Genomic DNA, 24,618 nt, shown 5'->3' on the forward strand with positions numbered 1-24,618 from the left:
CGAACGACTTGCCCGCGGTTTTCGAGGCTGGCTGCAATCCGCCTTACCGTGCTTCTGAACGGATTCGCCCGACAGTTCGCGAGGCGTCACGCATTCTCCTCTCCATCGCGGCGGGGCGGAGCCGAAGCCGGCCTCCACCGCCGCAGCGACCGGGCTCCGGCCCGCCGTCAGAGCATGCTCGGAAGGATCCGGTCCGGCGGACGGTGGCCGTCCATGAAGGTCTTGATGTTGATGATGACCTTCTCGCCCATGTCGGTGCGGCTCTCATGCGTCGCCGAACCCATATGCGGCAGCAGCACGACCTTGCCGGTACGGGCGAGCCGCACGAGGCGCGGGCTCACCGCCGGCTCCTGCTCGAACACGTCGAGGCCGGCGGCCGAGATCTCGCCCCCCTCGATCAGGCGCGCCAGCGCGTTCTCGTCGATCACCTCGCCGCGGGCGGTGTTGACGACGATCGCCTCGGGCTTGAGCAGCTTCAGGCGGCGGGCCGAGAGCAGGTGATAGGTCGCGGGCGTGTGCGGGCAGTTGACCGAGACGATATCGACCCGGGCCAGCATCTGGTCGAGGGATTCCCAGTAGGTCGCATCGAGCGATTCCTCGATATGCGACGGCACCCGACGGCGGTTGTGGTAGTGGATCGACAGGCCGAATGCCTTGGCGCGGCGGGCGAGCGCTTGGCCGATGCGGCCCATGCCGACGATGCCGAGGCGCTTTCCCGTGATGCGGCGGCCGAGCATCCAGGTCGGCGACCATCCCGTGGTCCAGTCGTCGTCGGGAATGATGCGCGCACCTTCAGCGAGGCGGCGGGCGACCGCCAGGATCAGCGCCATGGTCATGTCGGCGGTGTCCTCGGTCAGCACGCCGGGCGTGTTGGTGACCGTGATGCCGCGTTCCAGCGCCCCGGCGACGTCGATGTGATCGACGCCGTTGCCGAAATTGGCGATGAGCCGCAGGTTCGGCCCCGCCTGTGCGAGCAATCCGGCTCCGATCTCGTCGGTCACGGTGGGCACGAGCACGTCGGCTTCGCGAATCGCGGCCGACAGCGCCTCCTGCGAGAGCGGCGCATCATCGTGGTTGAGGCGGGTATCGAACAATTCACGCATGCGCGTCTCGACGGCGTCCGGCAGACGCCGCGTGACGACCACCAGCGGCTTGCGCTTCAACGACGACATGTTCCCTCCCCGACGAGGCCGTCCGCATTCGTTCGCCTGCGCCGGACGCCACCCCGCTATGCCGCGAGGGGTCGGCTTACGCTCCCTTAACCATGGCGCGGCCAGATGGAGCGGAAGGCGGACCGGTCCCCCGGACCGCTGCAGGACGTCGGCCTCTCTAGCAGAGAGGTCGGCGAACACAATGCGGCCCTGACCCGGATGGATCAGTGTCGGAGGGCCGGCCGATCCTGCGCCGACCCATGGACGTTTCCGGCCTGTGCCCGCGCACGCGCCGAAACGTCACTGCCGGAACGACCTTGGAGACACGGATCGGAGACGAGGCACGATGCGCCCGCCTGAGCTTCCCCCGATGAACCCCGCGCGCCTCGCGCTGCTCGCGGCCCTGTTCGCCCTGTTGATACCCCTGACCGCCGAGGCCGCCCCGGCCCCCGCGCCGGAGGTCGGCAAGGGGCCCGTGACCAAGCTGCCCCTGCCGCGCTATGCCAGTCTGAAGACCAACCGCGTCAACCTGCGGGAGGGGCCCTCGAAGGATCACCGAACCCTGTGGGTCTTCCAGCGGGAGGGCCTGCCGGTCGAGATCGTCGCCGAGTTCGAGACCTGGCGCCGCATCCGCGATTCGGAAGGGACGGAGGGATGGGTCTTGCACTCGCTGCTCTCGGGCCGCCGGACCGCCGTCGTGATTCCCCCGTCGGGCGAACGGGCCGACGCCGCCAAGGCGACGGTTCCGCTCACCACCCGCGCCGACGAGCAGTCGGCCGAGCAGGCGCGGCTGCAGCCCGGGGTCATCGGCAGCGTCAAGGGATGCACCGGCTCGTGGTGCCGCCTCGTGGTGCCGCTTCCGGACAAGCGCGGCGACGTCGACGGCTACATCCGCCAGAACCGTTTGTGGGGCGTCTATCCCGACGAGCGGGTGGAGTAGGCCGAGCCGCCGCGCCACGAATCGACACGAAAAAAGGCCCGGAAATCCGGGCCTTTTTTCGTTCCAGCGTCGGTCAACGCCGGATCAGGCGCGTCCGGACACTTTCCGGCGGCGCAGGCGCACGATCACTTCGACGCCGGCAATCTCCATGCCCTCCGGCGCGTCGGGCAGCGAATCGACCGAGATGCCGCATTCCGGCATATCGAGGACCTCGCCCTCTTCCTCAAAGAAGAAGTGGTGGTGCTCGGTCGGGTTCGTGTCGAAATAGGCCTTGGAGCCATCGAGCGCGAGCTGGCGCAGCAGGCCCGCCTCGGTGAACTGATGCAGCGTGTTGTAGACGGTCGCCAGCGAAACCGGCACCTTGGCGCGCATCGCCTCGTCGTAGAGCATTTCCGCCGTCAGGTGGCGGTCGCCACGGCCGAACAGAAGCCAGCCCAGCGAGAGGCGCTGACGGGTCGGGCGCAAGCCGGCCCGGCGCAAGCGATCGCGCAGGTCGGAGAGCGGGCAGCCCCGACGGCCGGTAACGTCGCCCGGCGAAGAGGACCGTGCGTTCAGCACGGCCTGGAGTGGCATCAAATCGGACATCGTCGGGAACGATTCCTACTTACTTAGAATGAGTATAGCCTAGAAATTATACGGATCATGGAGCCCTGCGGCAACCCATGCCGATGTCGACACCGTTTTGATACGTGGAAGGCGCATGGCTCGCATCGGCTCAGTCGGCGTTGGACCGAGCGTCGACCGAGTATCGGCACTGCGCGGGAGCCGCTTTGTGGGCGCGCGGAGCCTGTGCTAACGAGGCGCCCATTCCGTCACGCCTCGTCCGTTCGCACGCATCGGACCCGTCCGTCACCGAGGACCCGTACGTCATCCATGGCCTCTCTCGACCAGCAATCCGACGGCGCTTCTCCGCAGCGCGCTTCGAGCTTCTCCTACGAGGATCTCCTGGCCTGCGGGCGCGGTGAGCTGTTCGGGGCGGGCAATGCTCAGCTCCCGCTTCCGCCGATGCTGATGTTCGACCGGATCACCTCGATCGGGACCGAGGGCGGCGCCCACGGCAAGGGTCACGTGCTGGCCGAGTTCGACATCCGGCCGGACCTCTGGTTCTTCCCCTGCCACTTCAAGGACGATCCGGTCATGCCCGGCTGCCTCGGGCTCGATGCCCTGTGGCAGCTCGTCGGCTTCCATCTCGGCTGGCTCGGCGCACTCGGCCGCGGCCGCGCGCTCGGCGTCGGCGAGGTAAAGTTCACCGATCAGGTGCTGCCGACCGTCAAACAGGTCGTCTACGGCATCGACATCAAGCGCGTGCGTCAGGGCAAGCTCGTGCTCGGGATCGCCGACGGCTGGCTCGAGGCCGACGGCCGGCGCATCTACGAGGCGAACGACCTGCGCGTGGCGCTGTTCCGCGCCTGAGACCGGCGCCGCCCGCTCGGTTCGGGAGGGATTTTCGCGCCGAACCGGTCTCCGGTTCGGCGCCGAGTGCGCGAAGCGCGGTTGAGATTGGCCGCGCATCATCCTAACTGACCTCCCCGAGGAAACGCCGCACCAGCCGCGGCGTCAGCAGCACGAGCCATCATGCGGCGTGTCGTCATCAGCGGGATGGGCATCGTCTCGTCCATCGGCAACAATACCGGGGAGGTTCTGGACTCCCTGCGCGAGGCCCGTTCCGGGATCGCCCGCTCCGAGGCGCAGGCCGCGCACGGCTTCCGCAGCCAGGTGGCCGGTGCCCCGACGATCGATCCCGAGGGCGTCGTCGATCGCCGCGCCATGCGCTTCCACGGCGGCGGCACCGCCTGGAACCACATCGCCATGGATCAGGCGATCCGCGACGCCGGCCTCGAGGAGCGGGAGATCTCCAACGACCGCACCGGCATCATCATGGGCTCGGGCGGTCCCTCGACCCGGACCATCGTCGAATCCGCCGCCATCGCCCGCGAGAAGGGGCCGAAGCGCGTCGGCCCGTTCGCGGTGCCGAAGGCGATGTCCTCGACCGCGTCGGCCACGCTGGCGACCTGGTTCAAGATCCGCGGCGTCAACTATTCGATCTCCTCGGCCTGCGCGACCTCGAATCACTGCATCGGCAATGCCGCCGAGATCATCCGCGGCGGCCGGCAGGACATCATCTTCGCCGGCGGCTGCGAGGAGCTGGACTGGACGCTCTCCGTTCTGTTCGACGCCATGGGCGCGATGTCGTCACGCTACAACGAGACCCCTTCCCGTGCTTCGCGCGCCTATGACGTGAATCGCGACGGCTTCGTCATCGCGGGCGGCGCCGGCGTGCTGGTGCTGGAAGAGTACGAGCACGCCAAGGCCCGCGGCGCGCGGATCTACGGCGAGATCGCCGGCTACGGCGCCACCTCCGACGGGCACGACATGGTCGCCCCCTCCGGCGAGGGTGCGGTGCGCTGCATGCGGCAGGCCATGGAAGACCTGAAGGGCGCCAAGATCGATTACATCAACCCGCACGCCACCTCGACGCCGGTCGGCGACGACAAGGAGATCGAGGCGATCCGCGAAGTGTTCGGCGCCGGCGACGCCTGCCCGCCGATCTCGGCCACCAAGTCGCTGACCGGGCATTCGCTCGGCGCCACCGGCGTGCAGGAGGCGATCTACGCGCTTCTGATGATGAACAACGGTTTCATCTGCGAGAGCGCGCATATCGAGGAACTCGATCCGGCCTTCGCCGACATGCCGATCCTGCGTCAGCGCCGGGACGGGGCGCAGCTCGGCCACGTGATGTCGAACTCCTTCGGTTTCGGCGGCACCAACGCAACCCTCGTGCTCAAGCATCCCGACGCATGAGGGCCGAACCGCTGACGGCGCCTTGCCGTGCGGCACAGATCTTCTCGCACTTGCGAGAAGTCGGGCCAAGCATCGGCCGGGTCTTAGTCTGATGGATCGGGGGAACCGACCTGTTGTCTTGGCGTTCCTGCTTCGATAGGCAGGTAACACCATGATCGTCATCCTTGCTCTGCTCACCGTCTCCAGCCTGGCCGTTGCGGCCGGCGTTGCGGTGCGCGCCAAGCAGGCCTTGATCGATGACGCACGGAGCGGAACCCGCGGCTACTTCTGAACGCTCGCGTTCAACCCGCATCTGCATGGCCGCCCGGCCCCGTCGCATCCGCGTCGGGGCTTTTTTCTGCCGCCGTCCTCAAGCCAATTTCCCTGGCCCGGGATGCAAGGCCCCCCACGCGTGGACAGGCCCTCGCCCGGCGGGCTAAGCCTCGGACAGGGCGCCGCGGCGCCGGGCCGATACGCGTACGGATTTGAGAATGACGGGTTTGATGGCGGGCAAGCGCGGCCTCATCATGGGGGTCGCCAACGATCATTCGATCGCGTGGGGCATCGCCAAGACCCTGCACCAGCATGGCGCCGAACTCGCCTTCACCTATCAAGGCGAGGCGCTCGGCCGCCGCGTCACCCCGCTCGCGGCCTCGGTCGGCTCCGATATCGTGCTGCCCTGCGACGTCGAGGACCTCGCGACCGTCGATGCCACCTTCGCCACCCTCGACGAGCGCTTTCCCGACGGGATCGACTTCATCGTTCACGCCATCGGCTTTTCCGACAAGGCGCAGCTCAAGGGCCGCTACGTCGACGTCACGACCCGCGCGAACTTTTCGCGGACCATGACGATCTCCTGCTTCTCCTTCACCGAAATCGCCCAGCGCGCCGCCGCCCGGATGCCCCGGGGCGGTGCCCTGCTGACGCTGACCTATGCCGGCTCGACCCGGGTGATGCCGAACTACAACGTGATGGGCGTGGCCAAGGCCGCGCTCGAAGCGTCGGTCCGCTATCTCGCCAGCGACCTCGGCCCCGACGGCATCCGCGTCAACGCGCTCTCGGCCGGCCCGATGCGCACGCTGGCCGGCGCCGGCATCGCCGACGCGCGGCTGATGTACAATCACCAGAAGGCGCATGCCCCGCTGCGGCGCACGGTGACGCTGGACGATGTCGGCAATTCCGCGCTCTACCTGCTTTCCGATCTCTCGGGCGGCGTGACCGGCGAGATCCACTTCGTCGATTCGGGCTACAACATCATCTCGATGCCACGCCCGGCGGTGCTCCAGGCCCAGGACGAGGCGGGCGTCGTCGGCGATCTGTGATCCCGCCGGCAGCGTGTCGTCGCGTCGCTTGTGCGCGACCGCGTCACGCCGCAGGGTGCGGCCCGCGATGATCCCCTCCCCCCGCCGACTCGTGCCGCGATCCCTCCCCCTGACGATCGTCCTGGCCGCCCTCCTGCTCGTGGGCGGCGCGGGCGCGGCGTGGGCGCAGAGCGTCACCCTCGATCTCGGCGCCGGCGGCACCACGGAACGGGCGCTCCAGCTCGTCGCGCTGATTACGGTCCTGGCGCTCGCGCCCTCCGTGCTGGTGATGGCGACCTCGTTCACCCGGATCGTCGTGGTGCTGTCGATCCTGCGCTCGGCGCTCGGCACGCAGACGGCGCCGCCCAACACGGTGATGGTGAGTCTGGCCCTGTTCCTGACCGCCTTCGTGATGGCTCCGACGGCGCGGGAGGCCTACCGGACCGGTGTCGAGCCGTTGCTGGCCGGCCAGATCAGCCAGTCCCAGGCGTTCGAGCGGGCCTCGGCGCCGTTCAAGACCTTCATGCTGCGCAACGTGCGCGAGAAAGACCTCAAGCTGTTCCTCGACATGGCGCGCCAGCCGGCCCCGGCAGGCCCGGAGGCGATCGGCCTGGAGATCGTCACTCCGGCCTTCATGATCTCCGAGCTGCGGCGCGCCTTCGAGATCGGCTTTCTCCTGTTCATCCCCTTCCTCATCATCGACCTCGTCGTCGCCTCGGTGCTGATGGCGATGGGCATGATGATGCTGCCGCCCGCCACGGTCGCACTGCCGTTCAAGCTGATCTTCTTCGTTCTGGTCGACGGCTGGACGCTGGTGGCGGGCTCCCTGATTCAGAGCTACGGAGGCTGAGGTCCGCCACGATACGATTCGAGGTTGTGGCGGCCGCCTCACGAGGACGCCGAAGCATGGATTTGACGACCACCACCACTCGCTGGGCCCCGCGGATGCTGAGCATCCTGCGAATCGTCTCCGCGCTCATCTTCATGGCGCACGGGACGCAGAAGATCCTTGGCTTTCCGGCGAGTTCGATGAACCCGCCGCTGATGTCGCTTTCAGGGGTTGCCGGCCTGATCGAACTCGTCGGCGGAGCGCTCCTGCTGATCGGCCTGTTCAGCCGCCCCGTGGCCTTCATCCTCTCCGGCGAGATGGCCTTCGCCTACTTCATCGCCCATGCGCCCAAGAGCGTCTTCCCGGCGCTGAACGGCGGCGACGCGGCGATCCTGTACTGCTTCGTCTTCCTCTACATCGCCTTCGCCGGCCCCGGCCCGTGGAGCATCGACGCGCAGCGCGGCCACGGTCGCATCTGACCCTCACCCCGGCGGCGGGGACGGCGCCTCGGCGCGGTTGCCCGTCGCGGCGCTGCCGGGTTCCGGCACGGCGCTGTCGGGGTAGCGCTTGCGGTACTCCGAGAGGAAGGCGGCGAGCGTCTCCGCCTTGGTCGCCCGCAGGGCCGCATCGCGGAAGGCAGCGGAGCGGGGCGCGTCCGGCCGCGTCAGCATGGCGAAGGTACGGGCATCCGCGCTCTCGGCCATCGGCCCCGCGAACTTCGCCTTCAGCCGTTCGAGCCCGAGGGACTCCCCCGCGAGCCCGTAGGCGATGCCGGCGCGGATGACGTCGGCCCGCGCCGTGTCGTCGAGGGGTTTGCCCGAGCGCCAGGCCGGCCCGAGGATCATCTCGTGGGCCTCGCCGGCCTCGCGCCAGCGCCGGGCTGCCCACAGGATGTCCGCCCGCAGACGCTCGGCATCGGCGCCGGTCTCGCCCTCGACGGTCTCCAGGGCGAGATCGGTGCGGGAGAGGTCCGACAGGGCGCGGGCGCGCAGCATCGCGCGGGCGCGGCGCACGTCCTCGGGCAGTTCGGGCAGGTGCGTCGCGTCGAGCGTCTGGAGTGCCTGGAGCGGCTTGCCCTCCATGAGCCGGATCGTGGCGAGCCGCGCCGAGACCGAGGAACGGGCCGTGCCCTCCAGCCGGTGATCGATCTGGTATTGCAGCAGCTCGTCGGCGGAATCGAGCAGGTCGAGGGCGACGAGGCGGTCGGCCAGCCGCCGCACGATTTCGTCGGCGCGCCGGCCGGCGGGCGCGAAATCCTTGAAGTCGAAATACAGCGCCAGCGCCTCGACGCCGCCGAGCCGCTCGCCGCGCGCGCCCAGGAACAGATCCTCGAACACGGCCATGGCGCGCTCGTGCAGGGCGCGAGCGATCGGCGCCTCGGGGCTCAGCGCGTTGGCGCGGCGGGCGGTGGTGAAGATCTTGCGCCAGCGCCCGGCCTCCTCGTAGAGGCCACCGAGCGCGCCCAGCGTCCCGATCTCGGTCGGGCCGCCGTGCCAGGTCAGGGCCAGAACCTCCAACTGGTCGATCGCCTCGGGCAGGGCCGTCTTGCCGAGGGTGTGGCCGAGGGAGGCCGCACGCAGGGTCGCCTCCGCCGCCAGTGGCCAAGGCGCTTGGTTCCGCAGCGTCTCGTAGGCCGCCAGCGCCGCCGCGCTGCGGCCTGTCGCCGCGTCCATCTTCGCCCGCAGCAAGGTCAGCCGGTCGCGGGTGTATTCGGTCGCGGCGCGGCTCGCGGCGATCGCTTCGCGCGTGACCGCCTCCCAGTCGCCGGTCTCGACCGCGGCCTCGGCGGCGGCGGCGTGGAACAGCGATGCAAGAGATTCGGGGTAGCGCTCCAAGACCGATTCGCCGGCACGCAGCGCGACGGCCGCCTCGCTCCATCGGCCGGCCAGGGCGTCGGCATAGCCACGCCAGAGCCGGGCTTCCGGATTGGTGGCGAGCCGCTCGTCGGAGAGAAGTTTGCGCGCCTCCTCGGCCCGTCCGATCCGGGCGAGCAGAATACCGCGCATCAGCGCCGTCTGCCGATCACCGTCGATGACCACATCCTCGGCGGCAGCGGAGATCAGGGCACCGAGCGCCTCCACGTCGAGATCGTTGGCCATCATCGCTCGGGCGAGACCGAGGCGGGCGCCGCCGCGGTCGCGGCGATGGGCCTCGACGGCGGCGGCGAGGCCCTCCCGCAGCGTCGCGCGCACGTCGCCGCGCTGTGCCCGTTCCCAGGCGTCGCGATCGACCGCCAGCTCCGTGACCGCCCCCACGGGCGGATCGGCGGGGCGGGAGATGCCCGACACCGAGAGCCCGCCGTCGCGGCTCTCCCTTCCTCCCTCCCTTGCTCCCTCTCTTGCGCCGTCACGGCCGATCGTCACGCCGTCGAGGTCCGGCCGCACGATCAGGTCGTCGGCGTTGGCGAGAACGGCGAGGCCGAGCCGGCTCGGAATGAGTTCGAACTCGACGAAGCGCTGCGCCTTGACCACGCCGGCAGGCCGGCTGCCGTCGGTGGTGACGACGGCGATGCGCTCGCCGTCGAGATCGAGCCAGCCAGCAGGACCGGCCTCGGGCAGCCGCACGCTGACGCCGAGCCGGCCCTGAGCCGTCGGCACGCGCTGAGCAATCAGGCTCTCGCTCGGGGCGAGACCGTCGCCGGCCGCCAACTCCCATCCGGCCGGCTCGGTGACGGGCAAAAGGTCGACGAGCCGCCCCGCGGGCGCGGTGAAGCGAAGGATGGTGAAGCCGCCACTCCGCAGCGGCGGCGCGAGAGCGACGAGCCCTGTGGCACCGGGCGGCGGCACGGCGACCGGCTCGGTCGTGGCGAAGACGACGGTGACGATGCCGCCGCGCTCGAACGCCGCCGCCGGCACGCGCTGGGCGAAGGGGAAGACGAGGCCCGAGCCGGCCTTGCGCGACATCACCGCCGACGCCGCGGGCCGCGCGGCCTCCTTCGGCACCTCCTTCGCCCCGCCCTTCGCCTCCGCTGCCGGGGTCACGGCAGGCGGAACGGGTGAGGTCGCGGTCTCGGTTGCCTTCGGCTTGGTGACGAAATCGATCGCCACGACATCCTCGTCACGCTGGGTGGCGAGGCTCACGCCCTCGGCCGGGCTCGCGACGATGCGGGCCTCGCCGGCGTCCGTCTCGACGGTGACACGGCCGAGATTCGGGTCGAGGCGGCCGCGGAGGGCGTGGTCGTCGATGCGCCACGCCCCCGGCAGCGTCAGGCGCGTGCCGGTGCCGTTCGGGGCGAAGGCCGCCTCGGAGCCCTCCGGCAGGCGCAGCGAGAGCCGGGTACGTGCTTCGGTGCGGGCGAGTTCGAGGGTCAGCGGACGCGGCACAGGGGCCGGGTTGCGCGCCTTCAGGCTGGCCTCGGCGGCGGCGGCCCGGCGGGCGAGGTCGGCGACGACTTCGGTGGGAAGCGGCGGCAGGAAGCCGTTCCAGCTTTCCGGCAGGAGATCGATGAAGACCTGTTCGCCGGCATCCTGCACGTTGACGCGGTAGGGCCGTTGCAGGGCGAGGCGCAGGGCCGAGCCGTCGGGGTCGCGCCGCACCACGGTGACGTAGTCCGGCATCCCCGCCGCGATCCGCTCGGGACCGGCCCCCACCGCCCCACCGAAATTGAGCACGAGGATCGCGCCCGACAGCCGCGCCTTGACGGAGACGGGCTCATCGAACGTCAGGACGATACGGCCGAAACCCTCCGGTGGCTGCGCGCCCTTGGCCGAGACGAGCCGGGCCGCCTCCGCCGCCGAGGCTGCGGCGCAGAGGCCGACGGCGAAGCCGGCGCGCAGGAGAGCCCTGCCCGGACGCCGCTTTGCCTGACCGGCCCGTCCCCCCATCGCGCGAAACGCCCGCCCTCACCGGCGGCCGGCCTTCGGAGGCCGGGCGCCGAACGCCACTCGTGCCGGCACTCTCGCCCAGCGCAGTGAACGGGCGCTTAAGGACGAACCTTCGTTATGAGGCCTTGCGCAGGACGAGGCCGGGGATCACCTTGCCTTTCTCGCCGAACATCTCCTGCGCCCTGCGGCAGCTCTCATCGACGTTCTTCCGGTAGGCTTCGGTGTAGCCCATGCTGCGCATGAGCAACTCGCCCTTCGAGATCGCGTCGAGATCGACGCCCATGCCGGAGACCACCGCCTTGAACCGCTCGTAATCGGGCTTCGCCTCCTTGCAGGATTCGCCGACGAAGCGGACGAGCCCGGCGAGCTTGGCGGCATTCGCCTCCTGGCGCTCCTGCGCGGTCTGCGGCGCCTTCGGGGCACCGTCCGAAGCGGGGTTGGCAGCCTCAGGGGCAGCTTCGGGGGACGTCTTGGCGATTTCGGGCGCGGCCGGTGCCGGCGCCTCGGCCCCAGCGGCGAGCGGCCATGCGAACAGAATCGCGGCTGCGATCGCGAGATGCTTCATCGTTTCGTTCCCTCGGCGTCGTGCTTGATTATTATTTCGAGCTTATTTTTCGTCGAGCCAGCATAGCAAAGGTGCGGGCGCTGTTCTGCCCTCTTCGCGAAGCTTTGTCGAAGCGCCGGCCGCGCCGCATGTCGCGGCCGGCACCGACCGGGATCAGACCGACTTGGCCGCGCGTCCCGCCGCCATCAGCGCGAAGGCGTAGATCAGGCCGACCTCCTCCAGGCGGTCGAAGCGGCCGGCGGCGCCGCCATGCCCGGCCTCCATGTTGATCTTCATGAGGACCGGGCCGCCGCCGGTCATGGTGGCGCGCAGCCGCGCCACCCACTTGGCGGGCTCCCAATAGGTCACGCGCGGATCGGTGAGGCCGCCGAGCGCGAGGATCGCCGGATAGGCCTTGGCGGCGACGTTGTCGTAGGGCGAGTAGGACAGGATCGTCTTGAAGGCCTCCTCGCTCTCGGCCGGATTGCCCCATTCCGGCCATTCCGGCGGTGTCAGCGGCAGATCCGCGTCGAGCATGGTGTTGAGCACATCGACGAAGGGCACGTCGGCGACGATGCCGGCAAACAGCTCCGGCGCGAGGTTGGCGGCCGCCCCCATCAGCATGCCGCCCGCGCTGCCGCCATGGGCGACGATCCGCCCCTGCGCCGTGTAGCCCGCCTCGATCAGCGCCCGGCCGCAGGCGACGAAATCGGTGAAGGTGTTGGGCTTCTTCTCGCGCTTGCCTTGCGTGTACCAGTTCCAGCCCTTCTCGGTGCCGCCGCGGACATGGGCGATGGCGTAGACGAAGCCGCGATCGACGAGGCTGAGCAGGTTGGTGCGGAACCCCGCCGGCATCAGTGTGCCGTAGGAGCCGTAGCCGTAGAGCAGCAGCGGCGCCGAACCGTCGAGCACGAGGCCGCGGCGGTGCAGAAGCGAGATCGGTACGCTCTCCCCGTCGGGCGCGGTCGCGAACAGGCGGCGGGTCACGTAGTCGGCCGGCTCGTGGCCGCTCGGCACGCTCTGGCGCTTGCGCAGGATGCGGGCGCGGGTGACGCAATCGTAGTCGTAGGTCTCGGCCGGCGTCGTCATCGACGAGTAGCTGAAGCGGATCCGCGCCGTCTCGAACTCGTAGCCCGGCAGAAGCCCGAGGGAGTAGGCTTCCTCGGCGAAGGAGACGGTGTGCTCCTCGCCCTTCATGTCGCGCACGACGATGCGCGGCAGGGCGTTCTCGAGTTCGAGCCGCACGAGGTGGTTGCCGAGCACGTGCAGGTGCCGGATCATCACGCCGGGCCGGTAGGGTACCGCGTCCTGCCAATTCTCCCGCGCCGTGACGTCGAGGGGGCAGGTGACGATCTTGAAGTCCACCGCTCCGTCGGCGTTCGTCAGGATGACGAGATACGAGCCCCAGTGCTCGACCGAGTAGATCAGCCGCTCCTCGCGGGGCGCGACGCAGGCCAGCGCACCCGCGTCGTCGGCGCGGTCGAGCAGGTAGACCTCCGATGTCTCGTGGTCGCTCGCGGTGACGGTGAGGTAGGTGCCCGACTGGGTACGGCCGATATTCACGAAGAAGCCCGGATCGGATTCCTCGTAGACGGTCGTGTCCTGCGCCTGATCCGTGCCGAGGCGGTGGCGCATCACGCGGGCCGGACGGTGGTTCTCGTCCAGCGCCACGTAGAAGAAGGCGGTGCCGGTTGCGTTCCACACTGCGTCGCCGGCGGTCGATTCGACCTGCTCGACGCGGTCCTGCCCGGTGTCGAGGTCGCGCACGCGGATGGTGTGGAGTTCCGAGCCCTTGGTGTCGACGCCCCAGGCCAGCAGGCGGTGGTCGTCGGAATGGGCAGCGCCCGCGATCTCGAAGAAGGCGAGGCCCTCCCCCTCCCGGTCGCCATCGAGCAGGATCTGCTCGCCGATCTCGCCGTCCTCCGGCTCCTCGGCGATGCGGTGGACGGTGCGCGGACGGCGGCAGATCAGCGGATGCTGCCCGCCCTCGCGATGGCGGGAATAATAGGCAAAGGGTCCGTCGGGTTCGGGCACCGAGGCATCGTCCTCGCGGATGCGACCGCGCATCTCGGCGACGAGGGTTTTGCGCAAATCGGCCGCGCCGCTCAGCGCCGCCTCGGCATAGGCGTTCTCGGCCTCGAGATAGGCGCGGATGTCGGGGGCCAGCGCCGACGGGTCCTTCAGCACCGCGCGCCAGTTCTCGGCCTTGAGCCACGCGAACGGATCTTCGACGCGCCGGCCGAAGAGTTCGAAGGCGTGCGGGCGCATCTCGGCAACGGGCGCCTCGGGCGGCAGGGCGAAGGGGGGTGGCTCGAAGGTCATCGCCGGACTCCGGTGGGAACGCTTGGGTGGCAACGCGAGAAAAAATCGCGTGCGATACCTGGCGGTGTGCCGTGCGACGGCCGTGGCCGCAAGGCTGGCAAATGAGCCGCCCCTTCGTCGCGCCCTCGCCGCGACGCACGAGCGATCATGGCGGACGGGCCGCCGCCCTGGAAGCGATGTCGAGCATTCACGACAAATTGCGCACGTCCCGGATGGCGACGGATCCGTTCAGTTGTGCATACCGGTCCTGTCTTGCAGGTCTAATTTGGATGTTCTAGGTAGAACCCGTGACTGCGGGGGCGTCACGCCAAACCGAAATCAAGCGGCACCATTGCACAGGCCGAGAGGTATCTGTCCGTTTCCGTCTTCGTACCGGATCATGGGCCGGATCGATTGCGCGCGATGGACCGCCAAGGGACAATCAAGAACATGAACGAAACCGAGACCCCGGTCGATTACGTCGCTCTCACGGCCGACATCGTCGCCGCCTATGTGAGCAACAACCCGGTGCCGGCCGCCGAACTTGCCGGTCTGATCGGCAACATCCACGGCGCCCTGATCCAGGTTGGAACCGGCCGGGCCGCCGCGCCGCAGCCGGTGGTCCAGGAGACGCTTCAGCCGGCCGTGCCGGTCAAGAAGTCGATCCAGCCGGACTATCTCGTCTGCCTGGAAGACGGGCGGACCTTCAAGTCGCTGAAGCGGCACCTGCGCGCCAAATACAACCTCTCCCCCGAGCAGTATCGCGCCAAGTGGGGCCTCTCGCCCGACTACCCGATGGTGGCGCCGAACTATGCCAAGGCCCGCTCCGACCTCGCCAAGGCGATCGGTCTCGGCCAAGTGCGGCCGGGCTACGACGCGGCCGCTTGAGGTTTATCCGGGCCCTCACGCGACGCCCGCTGCGCCAGCCCGTCCAGGGCCGGCGCAGCGGCAGATCGTTCAGGCAGACATTGACGAATCGGGTTATCAACAACAAAGTCGTGGAACGGCACAACTTCTGCTGCATTGCCTCCCCATGAACGACGACAGCCCCTCCGAACAACTTGCCAAGACCAATGAAGCGCTCGCGGAGTGGGCAGCCCGCTCCGCCTGCGACAGCGACCGTCTGATCGATCGCTTCGAGCAGATGGGATACGCGGTGCGCGGCAAGTCCGAGGAAGAGATCGCCGAGATCCTGAAGAAGCCGCCGACCAAGCCGTCCCAGGCCTGAAAGCGCCGCGAACCAGCAGCGTGACGGTGCAACCACAGGCGGCATCAACGGCCGTCAAGACTTGTATTAGGACAAATTTCCTTTAGCCTCCCGTTTCGGTTCCGGTTCGGGTGGCACGATGTCAAAAGAACAAAACATGAACAATTTTGGTGGTCTCGGACGCGAGGCCGAACGCCTGCTGGCGGCGCTGGCGCCCGAGGGTGCCTACGCCTTCCCCGATCCGAGTGCGCCGGAAACGCTGATCGTGCGCTGCGGCGGACGCGGGGTGTCGTTGGGGGCCGGGCGTTTCCCGATACGGGCCGGCGACGCGCTGTTGGCGGCGGATCTCGCATCACGGGACGACGGGCGGCGCAACCGGCTGGTCATCGGGGCCGCCGGGCGCGCGCGTTTGCGGCGGGCGGAAATCGGCGGGCCGGACAGCTTTCGGATGCAGCATCTCGCCGTGGTCCGGGAAGGCACCGGCGATGGGGAACGCGTGCGCGACACGGCGGAGAGCCCGCTGGCCTGGATGGCACGCCGCCGCGGACGCGACGGAGAGCCGATGATCGATGCCGCCGCCTTCGCGGCGGGCGAGCGGCTGCGCCACGACCTCGCCTCGGCGCAGATGTTGCCGCAACTCTCGACCGATTGGACCGCCCCGCGCGTCGATGGCGGCGGCCCGCGCGATCCGAGTTCGGGTTCCGACCGGGTCATCGCCGCGCGCCAGCGGGTGGATCTCGCTTTGGCGGCGGTGGGCTCGGATCTCTCAGGGCTTCTGATCGACCTGTGCGGCTTTCTCAAAGGCATCGAGCGGATCGAGGCGGAGCGGCGCTGGCCGGCCCGATCCGCCAAGGTGGTGGCTCGGATCGCCCTCGGGCGGCTCGCCGAGCATTACGGCATCGCGCGCGAGGCGACGGGGCCGGAGCGGGCCCGCACCCGCGCTTGGCGCCTCAACACGGACCATCCGCCAGCCTCGTCCTGAGGTCCCTCGACCCGCGCCGTCAGATCGCGGCGGGTCAGTTCAGCGTCCGAAGGCGGCCCGCATCCTTCCGGATGCGGTCCACCATCGCGCGCACGCCGTTCGAGCGCTTCGATGTGATGTGCGATCCGAAAGCGAGACGCTTGAGCAGATCGAAGCCGTCGGCCTCGATCGCCTCGTCCGGCGTCTTCCCTTCGTAGAGCGCCACCATCAACGCCACGAAGCCCTTCACGATGTGCGAATCGCTGTCCCCCTCGAGCTTCAGTGCCGGGTGGCCCGCATCGTCCTTCAGAGAGACGTCGATCCACACCTGGCTCTCGCAGCCGGAGACGCGGTTGTCCTCGATCTTCGCCGCTTCCGGCATTTTCGGCATCAGCTTACCGAGCTCGATCACATACTCGTAGCGATCCATGGGGTCGTCGAGGATCTCGAAGTTCTCGATGATGGTGTCGAGGTCGGGAAGCATGGCACTCGCGTTCAGGAGCGTCGGGACATCGAACCCGATATAGCGATCGCAAGCCGCGGCCGCGAGGCATCCGCCTGCGCCGATCGCGTCAGCTCAGGGAGGGCGAAAGCGTCGGGGGCACGTAGGCACGGGCCTCGGGCAATTGCAGGTGAAGCGGGTCAGCCTGCGTCGCGGTGCCGCTGACCGCGATCTCGGCCTGCGCGGCATAGGCCGCGATGAGACGGGGGCCGAGTTTCGGCACCCCCTCGCGTCCCGCCGCAGCGGCCTCTCCGGCCCCGGACACGACCGAGAGGCGCACCGGCGTGCCGGCACCGGCATTGATGCGGATGGTGATGCCGCAGGTCACCGTCTCCGTCGTGGCATCGAGGCATTCCGCGACGACCTCGGCCACGATCATGCCGAGCGCATTGGCGGTGCGTGGCTCGACCAAGCTCGTCCCGTCTCCCTCGACCGTCACGCCGATCCGCCCGGCCCGGCGCAACTGTCCCAAGCCGGAGGCGAGCCGATGCAGATAATCGCGGAGATCGATCGAGGCGATGTGCGGCGCTTCGTGCAAATGCTGCTGCACCAGCGCGATGGCACGTACCCGCTGGCCCAGGGCATCGAAGCTTCCGCGGCAGGCCTCGGGCGCGGCGCGGCCGTAGAGGCCGATCAGGCTCACCATCACCTGAAGGTTGTTGCGCACCCGATGATAGATTTCTGCGAGCAACGTTTCCTTCTCGACCAGGGCGTGCTCGGCATGCTCCTCGGCGCTCTTCCGGTCGGTGATATCGAAGCACGAGCCGAGATAGCCGTGGAAGACGCCGTTCTCCTCAAGCGGGCGGCCGGTATCGAGCAGCCAGCGATAGGCTCCATCGTGACGGCGCAGCCGAAACTCCACGGTGAAGGGAAGGCGCGACTCGACGGCCTTCTCGACGGTTTCGGCGTGCCGCTTGAAATCGTCCGGATGCACGCCTTTGCGCCAGCCGTTAGCGATCTCCTCGGCGAGCGGGCGGCCGGTGAACTGAAGCCAGCACTCATTGTGATAGGTCGAGCGCCCCTTCTCATCCGTACGCCACATCATCAGCGGTACGTGGTCGGCGAACCGGCGAAAGCCGTCGCCGAGGTCAAACGGGGTGTCCGCCCCCTTAGTCCCCGAAAGGCCGCCCTGTGGCGTGTCAGCACCCATACCGCTCGTCTGTTCGCTCACCGCAGCCTGGAAACGACGGTCTCTTCGCGCCGGTCAACGTGTGCGGTGTTGGGCCGTTCCGGGCCTTCCACAAGTCTATGTGTCCTGTCGGTCGGAAAAGCCCTCGTTTCAAGCCACGGTCAGACCAAGCCTCACGAGAGCCCCATCATCTCAGAGATGCGCGCGGCGAGCCGTTCAACCGGAAACGGCTTGGTGATCATCTGCATGTCCGGATCGAGCGGCCCCCCGCCGAACGTCGCGTTCTCGGCGTATCCCGTCATGAACAGCACCCTCAGCTCGGGCCGCAGGGTGCGGGCGTGGTCTGCGAGTTGGCGCCCGTTGAGGCCGGGTAGGCCGACATCGGTGACCAGAAGATCGATCCGGGCGGATGAGCGCACGATCTCCAGGCCGGAGGGGCCGTCCGGTGCCTCGATCGCGCGGTAGCCGAGCTCGCGCAGCACTTCGATGACGAGGTCGCGCACCACCGGCTCGTCCTCGACCACGAGGACCGTCTCGTTCCGCTCCGTGCGCGCCGGCTCGGGCGACGGGGCCAACGCGTGCTCGAACGGCAATGCGCCGTCGTAGCGGGGCAGGTAGATCGTCACCGTCGTCCCCCGGCCGGGCTCGGACGCGATCCGGGCATGCCCCTCCGATTGGCGGGCGAACCCGTAGATCATCGACAGGCCGAGACCGGTCCCCATGCCGAGGGGCTTCGTCGTGAAGAACGGCTCGAAGGCCCGGGCCGCGACCTCCGGCGGCATGCCGTGGCCCGTATCGGCGACGCGGATGCTGACATAAGCCCCTTCGCGGGCGCCCGAATGCAGGCTCAGATCGGCGGGTCCGAGAATGGCATTGCAGGTCTCGACCACGAGCCGGCCGCCCTCCGGCATGGCGTCGCGCGCGTTGATGGCCAGGTTGAGGACCGCGTTCTCGAGCTGGTGCGGATCGCAGAGCGTGAGCCAGAGGAACTCCGTCGCGACGATGTCGAGATGCACCTGCTCGGGGAGCGCGCGCCGCAGCATCTCCTCCATGCCGGCCAGCAGCGCATTCACATCGACGGGCTTCTGTTCGAGCGGCTGGCGCCGGGCGAACGCGAGCAGGCGATGGGTCAGCGACGCGGCACGGTGGGCCGAGGTGAGGGCCGCCCCGGCATAGCGCTCCAGGGTGTCGACGCGGCCCTGGGCGATGCGGGTCTGCATCAGGTCGAGCGAACCGATGATGCCCGTCAGGAGGTTGTTGAAGTCGTGGGCGATGCCGCCGGTCAACTGGCCGACCGCCTCCATCTTCTGCGCCTGCCGCAACTGCTCCTCGGCGAGGCGCTGGTCGGTGATGTCGCGCCCGACGATGTGGAAGCAGCCGCCCTCGGGCACCGCCGTCCACATCACCGTCCGGCGGCGCCCGTCCTTGCTGAGGATGCGATCGACGAAATCGGTGATCTGCTCGCTCCCGGCGAGCCGTGCCAGCACGGCGCCGGTGCCGGAGCGGTCCTCGGGCTCAATGAAATCGAGGAACGGACGTTCGAGCAGCTCCCGCTCGCTCCAGCCGAGCAGGCGCCCCCAGGCCGGATTGACGCTCCGGAGGTGGCCGTCGAGGCCGGCCGTCCCCATCAGGTCGTTGGTGGTCTGCCAGAGGCGGTCGCGCTCGCGTGTGCGCTCGCCGACCTCGCGCTCCAGCATCGCTTCGATACGCTTGGCGTCCGAGATGTCGGTGACGAACAGGTAGGCCCCGTCGGTCGAGCCGTCCGGCATCGGTCGCGGCAGGTAGCGGATATCGGCGATGCGCGGGCTGCCGTCCCGGCGCGGCCAGGCCCGTTCGGACCGCACGTCGCGGCCGGCGCGGGCCCTCTCGAAGCGCCGTTGCGCCTCGGCGAGAGCGTCCGGCCCGATCAGCGCTGCGAGCGTCTGCCCGACCGCCTCCGCCGGAGGGACGCCGAACCAGTCGGCGCTGGCGGCATTGGCGAAGCGGCACACGCCGTCGGCATCGAACAGGGCAATGAGGACCGGCAGCGAATCGGCGATCAGACGCAGTTCACGAGCGTTCGCGCGCTCGGCCTGCTCGGCGCGGGCGCGCTCGGCAGCGTGGCCGACGCGCTGGGCGACATCCTCGACCAGCCCGATCTCCTCGGCACGCCAGACCCGCGGCTGCGGCTCGTGCAGGTAGAGGATCGCCCGTAAACGCCCCTCACGGATCAGCGGCACGACGACGAGAGACCGGCAGCCGATGGAATCCCACGTCGCCGCGTAACCGCGCCCGGCCCGCGGGTCGGCGTAGCAATCCTCTACCACGAGGGTAAGCCCGGCCCGCAGTTGCGCGATCACCGCCGGTCCGAACCCGTCGAGGATGCGCGGCGCGCCCGCGAGGCTCGGCACCGACGGGTCGCGGGTCCAGTCGCGCTCGACCCGCACGGTCTCGCCGGCCTCGTCGATCTCGCCGTAGCCGGCCCGCGCCACGCCGACATGAGCGCCGAGCGTCGCGGCCGCGGCCAGCGTCACCGCCTGCGGCTCGCCCACCTCCCTCAGCCGGTCGTTCAGTCCGAGCAGGAAGGCTTGACGTTCTTCGGCGAGCTTACGGTCGTGGATATCGGTGCAGGTGCCGAACCAGCGCACGATCCGCTCATCCGCATCGCGGACCGGCTGTGCCCGGCCGAGCACCCAGCGGTAGAGGCCGGAGCGGTGCCGCAGGCGATACTCGATCTGGTAGTTTTCACCCGTGTCGAGGGCGTGCTGCCATGCCGCCCAGGCACGCTCACGATCCTCGGGATGGAACATGCCGTTCCAGGCCTCGCCGTCGGTCGTTCCGGCGGGGACGCCGGTGAACGCGTACCATCGCTCGTTATAGAAGTCGTGGTAGCCGTCGGGCCGCGTCGACCAGATCATCTGATCGACCGAGTTGATGATGCCGCGGAAGCGGTCCTGGCTGTCGCGGAGCGCCTGCTCGATACGCTTGCGCTCGGTGATGTCGAAGCTGACGCCGGGGAAGTGGCGCGGCGTCCCGTCCTCGCCGAGGGTGCAGCGACCCTGCGCGGCGACCCAGCGGATGCTGCCATCCCCCTGGAGGAGGCGGTACTCCGCATCGAACTGCCCCCCCGTGCCGAGCACGGCCCCGATGCTCGCTCTCAGGCTTGGCAAGTCGTCGGGGTGCACCCGTGTAAAGAATGCGGCGATGGGTGCCCCGGCCGCCGCCATCTCCGGATCGACGCCGTAGAGCGCGGCAAAGCGCGGATCGGCGGTGACGCGATCGGTCGTCACGTCCCAGTCCCAGACGCCGACGCTGCCTCCGGCCGAGAGCGCCATCTCCAGGCGCTCGTCGCTGCGGCGGCGTGCGCGCTCGGCCAGCACCTCGGCCGTCGTTTCCGCCGTGACGTAGATCATGCCGTTGATCCGGCCCGCATCGTCGCGCACCGGCGAATAGGTGAAGCTCCACCAGCTCTGCTCGGGCACACCGTAGCGATCCATGAGGAGCGGCAGGTTGCGCTGGGCGACGCTTTGCCCGCGCAGAGCGGCATCGACCAAGGGGCCGATATCCTCCCACAGGTCGGCCCAGATCTCGCGAAAGCGCGCACCGAGTGCCCGGGGCAAGCGGTCGCCGAAGACCGGCCGGTAGGCGTCGTTGAAGAAGGAAATCCCCTCGGGCCCCCAAGCGAGGAACATCGCGGCCGGGCAGGCCAGCATCGTCGCCAGGGTCGTGCGGAGGGAAACCGGCCAGTCTTCCAGCGGACCGAGCGGCGTGTCCGACCAGGGATGCGCCAGGATCTCGCGGCCCGTCTGCCCGCCCTCGTCAAGGAAGCGCAGGGACGCCGGCAGGCCCTCGCCAGCGACGATTCGGCTCATCGAACGACCCTCCACCGGCTTTGGACCCGATCCGGAGCGCGGGCGGGCACGGCGGCGGCGGATCGATGGGACAGCGAGGACGCCTTCGCGGATATGTCCGTTGCGGCGGGCCGATTCATGGACGGCTTGTGATGGCGGTGCTCCGAATCATTGCGACGGATCACTGCGGATCGCGTCGAGACGAGCTCGATGAACGTTCGATCGGAAACGGACACGTGGCAGGCGGTCCCGGCATGATGGACATGAAATACAACAAATGCGGTATTCGTTGCATTGCCGAAGATGGAACCTGCATCATCCCGCACGAAACTCAGTCCTTTTTTGCATCGCAATAAGTTCGATCGATCGTAATCAGCCGTTCGGCTCATGAAATGTCGTCGAGGTGCTTGCCTCATGCGGCGAGACGTGCATTCTACCCCTCGTCCGTATCAGACTCAGCGAGAGAGCCCAGTTCGGCCCGATATGCCGTTCATGGCGTCGAGGAGCGACCGCCCCCGGAAGCTTCGAGGCACAATCCCGCAAGGGTTGGACGATCTGGAGGGTGGCGCTCCGGCACCGCTCCGAAGGACCTTCCAAGCCGGCCGAGGCGCCGGGAGGTCCCCAGGAACCCATGACAGAGGGGGGCACGAAGTGCTGGCAGCGGGCATTTCGAATGCCCGGACGTCATGGGGAGCCTGATGAACACGGACGATTTCGCCTACGATTTCGACGCGCCCGATTCCGACTGGAACCATGAGCCGTCGCGGGCCGATCTGTTCCGGCAGATCGACGCACCACTCTATACCACCGATTCCAACGGCTGGCTGACCTACTACAACGAAGCTGCCGCACAGCTCTGGGGGTTCCGCCCCGTGATCGGCAAGGCACGTTGGTGTGGGGCTTGGCGGCTGTTCGAGGCGGACGGCACACCGCTGCCGCACGACCTGTCGCCGATGGCGATCACCCTCCGAGGCGCGCGCGCGGTGCGCGGCATCCAAATCGGCCTCGAACGGCCGGATGGGAGCCGGATGGCCTTCCTGCCTTACCCGACGGCGTTGCGCGACGAGACGGGCGCCGTGGTGGGGGGATGCAGCATATTCCTCGCCGTGGAGCGTTCGAGCCTGCGCGTCCCGCTCCGTGGGGCGCTCCAGAGCCGGCCGACGCTTCGCACCGCCCAACTTGCGGGCATGCACAGATGTTCGGCGTGAGGTTGCCGCGCCCGTCCCGGCGATCCACCTCGTTCCGGCGGAGCGATCCGCAGGACGTCTCGCCGGATCGCCTTGCCGCCTGAGAAACTTGCCGCCTGAGAAACAGGAGGAAGCCATGTCGGTCGATACCCACTGGAACCTCGACGCGGTCCAGAGCCTGCGCAGCATGGCCCGCGAGGGCGTACCGGTCTCCGTCATCAGCCTTCGGCTGAAGCGGCCGGTCGATGCAGTCTGCGCCAAGCTCGCCGAACTCGGCATCACGCCCAAGCTCGCGGTTTGACCGGACGGGCGCCGGGGCATCGAGCCCGGGCGCCCACCCGCCGGACCTACCAGGTTCCGGTATTCTCCATGGAGGCCCACGGCTCCTGCGGCGGCTTCGCTCCGCCCTTCTGCAGGATCTCGATGGAAATGCCGTCGGGCGAGCGGACGAAGGCCATGTACCCGTCGCGCGGCGGCCGGTTGATGGTCACGCCCGCATCCTTCAGCCGCTGGCAGAAGGCGTAGATGTCATCGACCTGATAGGCGAGGTGCCCGAAGTTGCGCCCGCCGGAATAGGTCTCCGGATCCCAATTGTAAGTCAGCTCGATCAGCGGCGACTTCGTCGCCTCGGCCCGCTCGACATCCCCCGGAGCGGCGAGGAAGACGAGGGTGAAACGGCCCTTCTCGTTCTCGACCCGCCGGACCTCCTTGAGCCCGAAGGAATCGACGTAGAAGGCGAGCGCGCGGTCGAGGTCCGCCACGCGAACCATCGTGTGCAGGTATTCCATGGCCACACCGGATGATGACAGGGATGGCCGGCTATCTGGCCCGGCGCACACGCCCGTCAACGGGGGGCGGCCGATCAGGACCCGGCGCGGCCTGTGAGCCAGCGGCGGCGCAACGGCCGTTCGACCGCCGCCGCCCGCCGGATTCACGCGGACCGCCGGCGAATAACATAGATTTGATAAAGCGCCTTGCTTGTTGCAATTGATCGATACGGTCGCCTTCGCTAAAGATCACTACTGGTATTTTTATCAGATCACATTTAAATGACATTGATTAATATAAGAAAGTCGTCCGAAACTGATTTGGCGCGCATCCATATTGTGGCGCCCGAGAGCTTTCACTTCCGAAAATTGCATCGGGAAAGTGTCGATTCGTCCCCTCCTGCGATGATGGTCCGATCAGACGCGCGGCTACCGGGAGACGGCGCATGAGGGCCGGCTCGGTCATCCCGGGGGTCGGCGAGGTCGGACACGCGATGCCCGAGCAGATCCTTGCCCATCCCGATTTTGCCGAGGCGCGCCGTGTCTTCGTCTTGGAACATGCCAAGGTCTACGAAGCCGGCATGTTTCCCGCCCAGTTCGGCGCAGACGCCGGGCGGGTGACCACCCTCGCCATCATCGTCTGCCAGCATGCCGCTTACGATCCGGCGGACAGGGCGACGTGGCCGACGCTGAGCCTGCTCAAGGAGACGGTCGCCCGTTTCGGCTTCGCCAGCCCGAGGCTGATCGACAGCTTCGTCGCGCGCCTCGTGCAGACCGGCTATCTCGAACTCCGGCAGCAGCCGGGGGACAGCCGCGTGCGCCTCCTGTTTCCGACCGAGCGACTCCTGGCCTGGGATCGCGAGTGGAAGGCCGCCCACTACGCACCGCTCCAGGTTCTCTACCCCGATCCGGGTTTCGAGCCAGCGCGGCGGCGCGACTTGGGATTCCAGGCGGCCCACGCCCGATCCGCCATCGCGGCCTTCGACGCGATCATCGCCATGATGTGGAGCAACCTTGAGATCATCGTCTTTCTCAGCAGCACGAGCGCGCTGATCATCCTGCTGACGCTCTCGGAGATGGGCGGCAGCGACCCGGAAAGCCGCATCCGCGGATCGGATCTCGTCCATCTCGCGCCGCGCTTCGCCGTCTCCCGCAGCCATGTGCGCAACATTCTAACCGTTGCGCAGGAGCGGAATTTCCTCGTCCGCTCGGGGCCGCGCAACGCCTACATCCACCTCACCCCCCACTGGGTCGCCGCGTTCGACCGTTTCATCGCGGGCAGCCTGGCGCAGAGCGACCTGACCTACCGGCTCGCTCTTCGGCATCAGGCAAGACAGGCGGTCCCGGCGGCCTGATCGATCCGT

The 24,618-nt window shown here is 68.7% G+C and carries 21 protein-coding genes; 12 read left to right on the top strand and 9 right to left on the bottom strand.

Going from position 1 to position 24,618, the window contains the following annotated elements:
* Nucleotides 1-167: 167 nt before the first annotated feature.
* Nucleotides 168-1,172 carry a D-glycerate dehydrogenase gene (locus tag E4V01_RS10045; protein ID WP_003604009.1) on the bottom strand — a complete coding sequence of 335 codons (1,005 nt, stop codon included), beginning with the start codon at nt 1,170-1,172 and terminating at the stop codon, nt 168-170.
* A gap of 325 nt (nt 1,173-1,497) precedes the next feature.
* Between E4V01_RS10045 and E4V01_RS10050 the strand changes: the two genes are divergently transcribed.
* Nucleotides 1,498-2,091, top strand: coding sequence for an SH3 domain-containing protein (locus E4V01_RS10050; protein ID WP_060768338.1), 594 nt, complete (start codon nt 1,498-1,500; stop codon nt 2,089-2,091).
* Nucleotides 2,092-2,175: 84 nt separating this feature from the next.
* Here the strand turns inward: E4V01_RS10050 and irrA are convergent, their stop codons facing one another.
* The gene (gene irrA / locus E4V01_RS10055) at nt 2,176-2,676 is read right to left on the bottom strand and encodes an iron response transcriptional regulator IrrA (RefSeq protein WP_060768339.1); all 501 of its coding nucleotides are present in this window, start codon (nt 2,674-2,676) and stop codon (nt 2,176-2,178) included.
* A 288-nt stretch (nt 2,677-2,964) separates the two neighbouring features.
* Here irrA and fabA point away from each other — a divergent pair, with 288 nt between their 5' ends.
* The 5 genes from fabA (at nt 2,965) to E4V01_RS10080 (ending at nt 7,481) form a co-directional block, all read left to right on the top strand.
* Nucleotides 2,965-3,504 carry a bifunctional 3-hydroxydecanoyl-ACP dehydratase/trans-2-decenoyl-ACP isomerase gene (gene fabA / locus E4V01_RS10060; RefSeq protein WP_003604006.1) on the top strand — a complete coding sequence of 180 codons (540 nt, stop codon included), beginning with the start codon at nt 2,965-2,967 and terminating at the stop codon, nt 3,502-3,504.
* Between the two features lie 162 nt (nt 3,505-3,666).
* Nucleotides 3,667-4,893, top strand: a complete 1,227-nt coding sequence (fabB, locus tag E4V01_RS10065) for a beta-ketoacyl-ACP synthase I (RefSeq protein ID WP_135298254.1) — start codon at nt 3,667-3,669, stop codon at nt 4,891-4,893.
* 470 nt (nt 4,894-5,363) lie between these two features.
* Entirely contained in the window at nt 5,364-6,194 is an 831-nt protein-coding gene (gene fabI, locus E4V01_RS10070) for an enoyl-ACP reductase FabI (protein WP_135298255.1), read from the top strand.
* A gap of 67 nt (nt 6,195-6,261) precedes the next feature.
* On the top strand, nt 6,262-7,023 hold the full coding sequence (gene fliP / locus E4V01_RS10075) for a flagellar type III secretion system pore protein FliP (protein ID WP_060768342.1): 762 nt from the start codon (nt 6,262-6,264) through the stop codon (nt 7,021-7,023).
* A 56-nt stretch (nt 7,024-7,079) separates the two neighbouring features.
* Nucleotides 7,080-7,481 (top strand): DoxX family protein, encoded by a 402-nt coding sequence (locus E4V01_RS10080; protein ID WP_060768343.1) that lies wholly within the window; start codon nt 7,080-7,082, stop codon nt 7,479-7,481.
* Nucleotides 7,482-7,484: 3 nt separating this feature from the next.
* On the opposite strand, the gene E4V01_RS10085 is transcribed toward E4V01_RS10080, so the two are convergent.
* The 3 genes from E4V01_RS10085 to E4V01_RS10095 all read right to left on the bottom strand — a co-directional run bounded on the left by E4V01_RS10085 (nt 7,485) and on the right by E4V01_RS10095 (nt 13,692).
* Nucleotides 7,485-10,826 (bottom strand): hypothetical protein, encoded by a 3,342-nt coding sequence (locus E4V01_RS10085; protein WP_135298256.1) that lies wholly within the window; start codon nt 10,824-10,826, stop codon nt 7,485-7,487.
* Between the two features lie 115 nt (nt 10,827-10,941).
* Nucleotides 10,942-11,391: a hypothetical protein gene (locus E4V01_RS10090; RefSeq protein WP_135298257.1), complete on the bottom strand. Its 450-nt coding sequence runs from the start codon at nt 11,389-11,391 to the stop codon at nt 10,942-10,944.
* Nucleotides 11,392-11,544: 153 nt separating this feature from the next.
* Nucleotides 11,545-13,692, bottom strand: coding sequence for a S9 family peptidase (locus tag E4V01_RS10095; protein ID WP_135298258.1), 2,148 nt, complete (start codon nt 13,690-13,692; stop codon nt 11,545-11,547).
* Nucleotides 13,693-14,121: 429 nt separating this feature from the next.
* Here E4V01_RS10095 and E4V01_RS10100 point away from each other — a divergent pair, with 429 nt between their 5' ends.
* From E4V01_RS10100 to E4V01_RS10110, 3 genes are all read left to right on the top strand, one after another.
* Complete coding sequence (locus E4V01_RS10100; protein WP_060772109.1) at nt 14,122-14,559, top strand: MucR family transcriptional regulator; 438 nt, start codon at nt 14,122-14,124, stop codon at nt 14,557-14,559.
* Nucleotides 14,560-14,704: 145 nt separating this feature from the next.
* Nucleotides 14,705-14,899 carry a hypothetical protein gene (locus E4V01_RS10105; RefSeq protein ID WP_060768347.1) on the top strand — a complete coding sequence of 65 codons (195 nt, stop codon included), beginning with the start codon at nt 14,705-14,707 and terminating at the stop codon, nt 14,897-14,899.
* A 136-nt stretch (nt 14,900-15,035) separates the two neighbouring features.
* Nucleotides 15,036-15,860 carry a DUF6456 domain-containing protein gene (locus E4V01_RS10110; protein ID WP_245517492.1) on the top strand — a complete coding sequence of 275 codons (825 nt, stop codon included), beginning with the start codon at nt 15,036-15,038 and terminating at the stop codon, nt 15,858-15,860.
* Between the two features lie 34 nt (nt 15,861-15,894).
* Here E4V01_RS10110 and E4V01_RS10115 read toward each other — a convergent pair whose 3' ends face one another.
* The 3 genes from E4V01_RS10115 to E4V01_RS10125 form a co-directional block, all read right to left on the bottom strand.
* Nucleotides 15,895-16,323, bottom strand: coding sequence for a SufE family protein (locus tag E4V01_RS10115; RefSeq protein WP_135298259.1), 429 nt, complete (start codon nt 16,321-16,323; stop codon nt 15,895-15,897).
* An 88-nt stretch (nt 16,324-16,411) separates the two neighbouring features.
* Nucleotides 16,412-17,491: a sensor histidine kinase gene (locus tag E4V01_RS10120; protein WP_060768350.1), complete on the bottom strand. Its 1,080-nt coding sequence runs from the start codon at nt 17,489-17,491 to the stop codon at nt 16,412-16,414.
* Between the two features lie 152 nt (nt 17,492-17,643).
* Nucleotides 17,644-21,321, bottom strand: coding sequence for a PAS domain S-box protein (locus E4V01_RS10125; RefSeq protein WP_135298260.1), 3,678 nt, complete (start codon nt 21,319-21,321; stop codon nt 17,644-17,646).
* Nucleotides 21,322-21,998: 677 nt separating this feature from the next.
* Between E4V01_RS10125 and E4V01_RS10130 the strand changes: the two genes are divergently transcribed.
* Nucleotides 21,999-22,508, top strand: a complete 510-nt coding sequence (locus E4V01_RS10130) for a hypothetical protein (protein WP_135298261.1) — start codon at nt 21,999-22,001, stop codon at nt 22,506-22,508.
* 115 nt (nt 22,509-22,623) lie between these two features.
* Nucleotides 22,624-22,788, top strand: a complete 165-nt coding sequence (locus E4V01_RS25655; protein ID WP_193763182.1) for a hypothetical protein — start codon at nt 22,624-22,626, stop codon at nt 22,786-22,788.
* 46 nt (nt 22,789-22,834) lie between these two features.
* Here the strand turns inward: E4V01_RS25655 and E4V01_RS10135 are convergent, their stop codons facing one another.
* The gene (locus E4V01_RS10135) at nt 22,835-23,275 is read right to left on the bottom strand and encodes a VOC family protein (protein WP_135298262.1); all 441 of its coding nucleotides are present in this window, start codon (nt 23,273-23,275) and stop codon (nt 22,835-22,837) included.
* Between the two features lie 425 nt (nt 23,276-23,700).
* Here E4V01_RS10135 and E4V01_RS10140 point away from each other — a divergent pair, with 425 nt between their 5' ends.
* Nucleotides 23,701-24,609, top strand: coding sequence for a hypothetical protein (locus E4V01_RS10140; protein WP_135298263.1), 909 nt, complete (start codon nt 23,701-23,703; stop codon nt 24,607-24,609).
* Nucleotides 24,610-24,618: the final 9 nt, after the last annotated feature.

The sequence above is a fragment of the Methylorubrum sp. Q1 genome, from assembly GCF_004683995.1.
Classification (GTDB): domain Bacteria; phylum Pseudomonadota; class Alphaproteobacteria; order Rhizobiales; family Beijerinckiaceae; genus Methylobacterium.